The organism is Streptococcus sp. 2018110, assembly GCF_019754115.1.
Classification (GTDB): Bacteria; Bacillota; Bacilli; order Lactobacillales; family Streptococcaceae; genus Streptococcus; species Streptococcus hashimotonensis.
Genome location: NZ_JAIJZO010000008.1, coordinates 92,590 through 98,993, shown reverse-complemented (window position 1 = coordinate 98,993; position 6,404 = coordinate 92,590). Strand labels below are relative to the sequence as shown.

General features: G+C 39.3%; 5 protein-coding genes. 1 reads left to right on the top strand and 4 read right to left on the bottom strand.

Annotation, left to right across the window (positions count from 1 at the left end; genetic code table 11):
• Both K5Q34_RS06630 and tgt read right to left on the bottom strand, forming a co-directional pair.
• On the bottom strand, positions 1 to 1,870 hold a 1,870-nt coding region (locus K5Q34_RS06630; protein ID WP_221864736.1), incomplete at its 3' end, for a YSIRK-type signal peptide-containing protein.
• Between the two features lie 367 nt (positions 1,871 to 2,237).
• Positions 2,238 to 3,380: a tRNA guanosine(34) transglycosylase Tgt gene (tgt, locus tag K5Q34_RS06625; RefSeq protein WP_002935810.1), complete on the bottom strand. Its 1,143-nt coding sequence runs from the start codon at positions 3,378 to 3,380 to the stop codon at positions 2,238 to 2,240.
• Positions 3,381 to 3,698: 318 nt separating this feature from the next.
• On the opposite strand from tgt, the gene K5Q34_RS06620 reads away from it, so the two are divergent.
• A complete protein-coding gene (locus tag K5Q34_RS06620) occupies positions 3,699 to 4,541 on the top strand; it encodes a DUF975 family protein (RefSeq protein WP_172078858.1) in 843 nt (280 codons plus the stop codon).
• Between the two features lie 443 nt (positions 4,542 to 4,984).
• On the opposite strand, the gene K5Q34_RS06615 is transcribed toward K5Q34_RS06620, so the two are convergent.
• Together K5Q34_RS06615 and K5Q34_RS06610 are read right to left on the bottom strand one after the other, a co-directional pair.
• Positions 4,985 to 5,425: a CoA-binding protein gene (locus K5Q34_RS06615; RefSeq protein ID WP_029172547.1), complete on the bottom strand. Its 441-nt coding sequence runs from the start codon at positions 5,423 to 5,425 to the stop codon at positions 4,985 to 4,987.
• Between the two features lie 222 nt (positions 5,426 to 5,647).
• Positions 5,648 to 6,403: a hypothetical protein gene (locus K5Q34_RS06610; protein ID WP_044677002.1), complete on the bottom strand. Its 756-nt coding sequence runs from the start codon at positions 6,401 to 6,403 to the stop codon at positions 5,648 to 5,650.
• Position 6,404: the final 1 nt, after the last annotated feature.

Sequence of the window (6,404 nt, the reverse complement as noted above, 5' to 3'; positions counted from 1 at the left end):
TTTTCACTTCTTCATAGACATAAGTAACTTTCTTCGTACCTTCTGCAACTTCACCTGAAACTGCATCTGTTCCCAAATCTTTAGTTGTTGCTGTCAAGTTTCCATCTGTTCCAACAGTACCTACATTGTAGTCACCAGCAGGGACTAATTTGTAAGTCTTACCATCTTTGGTAATCACAGATGGACGCTCTGAAGTATCTGTTGAAGCTTTTGTACCTGTATCGTTTGCTGTATTGTAAGCAGTACCAGGTGCTACATTGGCAGTATCAACAAACTGTGTACCAATCTTGTTTCCGTCTGTATCAACGTAATCAACGATAACTGAACCTTTCACTTCTTCATATACGTAAGTGATTGATTTAGTACCTTCAGCAACTGTACCTGTTGGTGTATCTGTACCGAAGCTAAAGTTTGTTCCATTTGTAGCCAAGCTACCGTCTGCATTAACTTTACCAACTGTTGCAGTTGTTTCTTTTGCAACCAACTTGTAAGTCTTACCGTCTTTGGTAATCACTGCTGGACGCTCTGTTGTTTTATCTGATGCGACTGTACCAGAGTCAGCCGTTGTATCGTAGGCTGTACCTACCGCTTGGTTTGTAGTGTCTTTGAACTCTGTACCGATTACGTTACCTTCAGTATCGACATAGTTAACAACTACTGAACCGTACTTAGTATTGCTCAAACGAACTGAGAGTCTGAACTGATCGTTATTTGCTGTCCTTCCAGCAGTCTCATATGTTTCATTCCAAAACTTATTATAGCCATTGATACCATCAGCTAGATAGTTATTATTATTTACAAAATAAGCATCCCCTGTGTTATAGGCATCTTTCGAAAATGAAGAAAATGGAGTAGACACATGAGTAAGTTTAAATTTTACCTCTTTTGTCGTTCCAATAACTCGGATTGAACCTGCTCCTGCCGGTGCAAGACGTGGTGATTGTGTATTTCCTGAACCAGTGTGTTGATTCTCGGTAACAACAGAATGATTATACGTATTGCGATCGACAACTGTTATCTTAGTAGGAGTAATCGCCAGGTTTGTTCCTGAACTTGCTGCCTCTAAACTTACTCCCTCGGTCAATAATTCAAGATCCGTTGAGTTAAATGAACCACGAGCGTATGTTGTTGAATTAGCCTGACCTAACCCACCTAAACCAGAGATATCAATTATCGGATTTGTTACAGCTTCACTGAATGTAATCGTTAAAAATCCCTGGTCAACTTTACCATTAAAGTTAAGTTTATCAATTAGCTCTTGGCTTCGCTCAGGAGCTTTAGACATTGGTGTCTGAACCATTACAGCTAAGGCAGGCATAGTAGCCGGTGCCGTCTCTCCTGCAAACATATTAGCAGTGGCGCTATAGACTCCTTGATTGTTTCCTTGCATTACATATACACTACCTGTTTGGTCTGTATTTGTTGGAGTGATTGCAACATGAACTGCTACATTTGAGCCGTCTTTCTTAACAACCGTCGCTGTTGCACTTGAAAATGCCAAATCTGCATCTCGCGGTGTTTGAAGACCGCTTGCTATTTTATCACTCAATTCCCATGTTGAATTTATAGCATAGTCTGCCACATCTGCATATACAACTGCTGTTTTCTGTACGACAAGCGTTTCTGTCGCTACACCAGCCATGAATAATGATGCACCGACAGTAACAGAAGCTAATCCACGCTTAAATTTGCGCAATGAGAAATACTCCTGTTTCTTGATCATCTTCTTTGATTGATCTCTAAACATATGTTCTATGTAATCTCCTCTAAATTTTTTGGCACTCCAACTCAAACCGAATGCCTGAATTCCGATTATATCTCTTCTGTCTAATTCCGTCAATGTAACTGGCTCAACCTTATATCGTTTCATTACGTTTTTTCTACAAATACAGCATAGCAATTGCTGTTTTATCGAACTTTAAATCTTTTCAAATTGATTTTTATTCGTTTTTTATTTATACCATCTCCATACTCTTCCTTGTAGATAAAGCAATATTTATTAATAAAAAATTAAATTTTTCTGCTATTTTCGAATATATAATCAATTCGATAGGGTAAATAGTCAAAACATAGCTGTTCTTTAAGTATTCAATCCTCTTTCTACAATCATCTTTATTTTGGTTAAAACTAGACTGTGGTTATATAAAATCCGAACATCATTATTTACACAAAAAACAGATAGAAATCATCCATTGAATAAAACAAACTCCCTACAAATAGTAGGGAGTCTAATAGCATTAAAAATTGCGTCCGTTTTTACCGTAACCGTATTTTTCCATAAAGTCTTGACGGAATTCCAAAAGGTTGTCATCCATGATTGCTTGGCGGACATTCTTCATCAAATTAATCAAGAAGTAGAGGTTGTGATAACTTGTCAAACGAATACCAAATGTCTCGTCGGCCTTAAGTAAATGGCGGAGATACGCACGTGTATAGTTTTTACATGTGTAGCAATCGCACTCTGGATCTAACGGTGTAAAGTCCTCAGCGAACTGAGCATTTTTCACTACAAGACGTCCACGACTGGTCATACAGGTTCCATTACGCGCAATACGTGTTGGTAATACACAGTCAAACATATCAACCCCACGAATTACGCCATCAATCAAGCTATCTGGTGCTCCAACACCCATGAGATAGCGTGGTTTATTCTCCGGTAAAAGAGGGGTCGTGAAGTCCAGTACAGCATTCATTTCATCGTGTGTCTCACCAACAGCCAATCCTCCAATAGAGTATCCTGGAAAATCCATGCTAACCAAATCATGAGCTGATTGGCGACGAAGATCTTCAAAACCAGCACCCTGTACAATACCAAATAAGCCTTGGTCATGCGGACGTCGGTGGGCCTTGAGTCCACGTTCTGCCCAACGGCTGGTACGTTCGATAGATTTTTTCACATAGTCATAAGGCTGGTAGAACTGCGGACACTCATCAAAGCTCATCATAATGTCAGAGCCAAGATTGTTCTGAATAGAGATAGCTTTTTCAGGTGACAGGAACATCTTACTACCATTGAGATGGTTTTTGAAGGTCACACCTTCTTCTGAGATATTGCGACTATCCGCCAAAGAATAAACCTGGAAACCACCAGAGTCAGTCAGAATCGGTTGATCCCAATTCATAAACTTGTGCAAACCACCTGCACGCGCCACCAATTCGTCACCTGGACGAAGCCACAAATGATAGGTATTGGATAGAATAATTCCTGAACCCATCGCCTTCAATTCTTCAGGCGACATGGTTTTTACCGTTGCCTGAGTTCCAACTGGCATAAACATGGGGGTTGGAAAGGTCCCGTGTGGGGTAATGATTTCGCCCAAACGTGCACCTGTGTGCTTTTCTTTCTTAATCAAGCGATACTTGATTGGAACATCTGTCATGTTTTATTTACCTCCCGCTAGGAAAAACAGTCCTAGGATATTAGTTCTGGATTCACAGTTCAGCTCTTTCATATCATACATAAAAGCACTTCACTGTGAATACAGTTTCTTAATCTTGCATGGTCTAATCCATCAGAATGTCTTAAATGTTCTCGCTTATTTCAGCGATATTTACCTTGTCTTCTACTTATTTAATAGTAAATAGATAGGCACATCACAACAAACTGACAAATTACCACAGCACCTTCCAGTCTATCAAAAAAAGCCTAGCTTGTCATCTAGAATTATGTTACAATGTTGGGTAAGGAGGTTATGTAGATGTTTACAATTTCTAATATACGTGAGCGGGCTCGCCAAACACTAAACGAGACACCTGGTATCTATCAAGTGGCCGTCATCCCCGTCACTATTTCTGTTATCGTTCAGTTAATTTCTTTCTCTCGCAATAGCCTTGCTGGAGTGTCGGCTGAGGAACTTGCTAGTCCTAGCTACTTTATTTCTACCTCCTTGTTTCCAATATTTTACGGATTGCTATTAGGACTATTGCACTTATCCATTATATGCACTATATTTCATCTTATCAAAGGGGTAAAAACTTCCACATCATTTAAAGATGCACTGATGATTTTCAATCATAAAGATTTCTGGAAAATCTTTCGAACCTACATTTTAAAAAGTTTCTTGCTCTTCCTTTGGGGACTCCTGTTTTACCTTGGCATCGGTCTACTTATCGGTGCTGGAACGATGATTACAATTATAGCTGCATCCAGTCAAACCTTGGATCCTAATGCGCTTCCTATGGAAATCCTTGCCATACTGGGGCTAATGGCTATGGGAGGTATCCTACTTATCCTTTTAGGGTTGGCTCTTTATATTCCACAAATCTATGCCTACTCACAGGTAGAATATATCTTGTTTGAACAATTAGAACGCGAAGAATATACAAGTGCCTTTTCAATCATTCGGTCTAGCCGAAAGTTGATGAAAGGTTACAAGTTTAAACGCTTTACACTTGATTTATCCTTCATTGGCTGGTTCCTTCTTGTCATTATTACATTTGGCCTGGCTGGTTTATATGTATGGCCGTATCACTATGCTGCCCAAATGCACTTCCATGAAGAAATTTTAGATGATCAGGCTAAGAAAATGAGTTACGTATAAAAATAAGAGCGATATATGCTCTTATTTTTATACACGCTTTTTATGTTGATATTTAAGAAAAAAATATAGTAATAATTGGTACAAACATTTGGATTGTGTTATACTATGACTGAGGAGCGACAAAGGACTATTTTAGCCTGCTTGGTATTGGAGCAGATTTCTTCCTTTCTATTTTTACGCCATGTGTAGTAATTTGTTCCAATTCTAAGCGTTCCTCACTTAGAGTCATCCAGCAGTTCAATGGTTCATTGAGCTGCTTTTTCGATGAAAAAGGGAGTGAGAAAGAACTCGACTGGTCTAAAAAAGAGTTCGTCTTCTCACCCCCGCACAGTTGATTAGGTCAGATTTGGAGTGTAATACACGAACAAATCTGCCAATCAACCACTGCGCTGAGATGTTGACACGAACTCTGAGTAGTAGCCGCTGGGCTTTTTGCCCAGCCTCTATTCGTATTGTTCTTTCATTTCAAGATATTCAATCTTGATACATTTATTCATGACAATATCGTTACGACCTGCCTGACGCAACAGTTTTTCTGCTTCTTGACTTTCTAAACCAAGTTGAGCCCAGAAAACTTTGGCGTTCGACTGGATAAATTCCTGTGCTACCTCTGGTAAAAATTCACTTCTACGGAAAATATCTACAATATCAATAGGTTGGTCAATCTCTGCTAGACTACTATAGACCAATTCTCCTAAAATAGTCCCACCAGCAGCCTTGGGATTAACTGGAATAATTTTATAGCCCGCTTCCTGCATGAGCTTGGAAACGCGGTAGGCTGCCGTCTCTTCTCGACTAGACAAACCGACCACCGCAATGGTCTTAGCATTTTTCAAATAGTCAAAGATAATGTCCTGACTAGGATTTTGGAAGGAATAAGACATAGAGACCTCCTTTAATGTATATTAAATGTTAGAATCAATAAAAGTTTAATGAATAAAGGTGCTATAACACAATCTTGTCAGTTTTATCGTCATTTAGTTTTTCTTTTATTACTTCGTTAACTCGCTTTGCCGTACTCCAGTACAGCCTGCAGCTCGTTGCCTACTACTAAAAGTAAACTAAAAGACTATAACTCGTTACTGATTATAGCTTGTCTACCTTAATTATTTTTTAGCAATTTGGTACACGACATCCTTAACTTGGCCGATAACCTTTTTAAGGTTGGTCCGATCTTTATCGGTTCCTGGATCTAAGGAATAATAGATTGAACCCACAACCACGGAGTCATCATAAGCAGCTGTCGATTCCATCCGATAAAAAGTCAGACGAGCTAATTTTTGATCTGTTAATAACTGTCGCCCAACCTGCCATTCCTGACCATTGATTGTGACAACCGTCTTTTCACTGAAAGAATGATTTGTTTCAACCATCCGTGCTTCTAATTCCTCCGGCGTCATATTGCGACCGTCTTCCAATGGAGACTGATTAAAAGCATTGATATTATAGAGTTGGACCATGTAATTGCTGGAACCTTCTTTAACATCATAGACTGCAGCGACTGTCTCATCCTGAGTATTTTCTGCATTAATTGTCCAAGTAGATGGTACATCATAATAACGGAAATATTCCTTGATATTCCCATTTTCATCTTTTTCAGCAACACCATTATTGGCCGCATAAATCTTGTGGCCTTTTTGTGTTTCGTCAGCAGGTGGTGTACTATTAACAGCTACAAGCTCTGCATTTGCTAAAACATTGAACTGTTCGTTCGTAGTATCCTGCTTTTCTTGCAAAATCGGTAAAGTGGTTGAAAACTCTTCTCCTGAGGAAGCTGGTGTTTTCTCTGCCTTCTGCGATGTTTTTCCGCAACCTGCGAGCAGAAGACTACATAGACCAATACAAAGAACTATCTTTTTCATA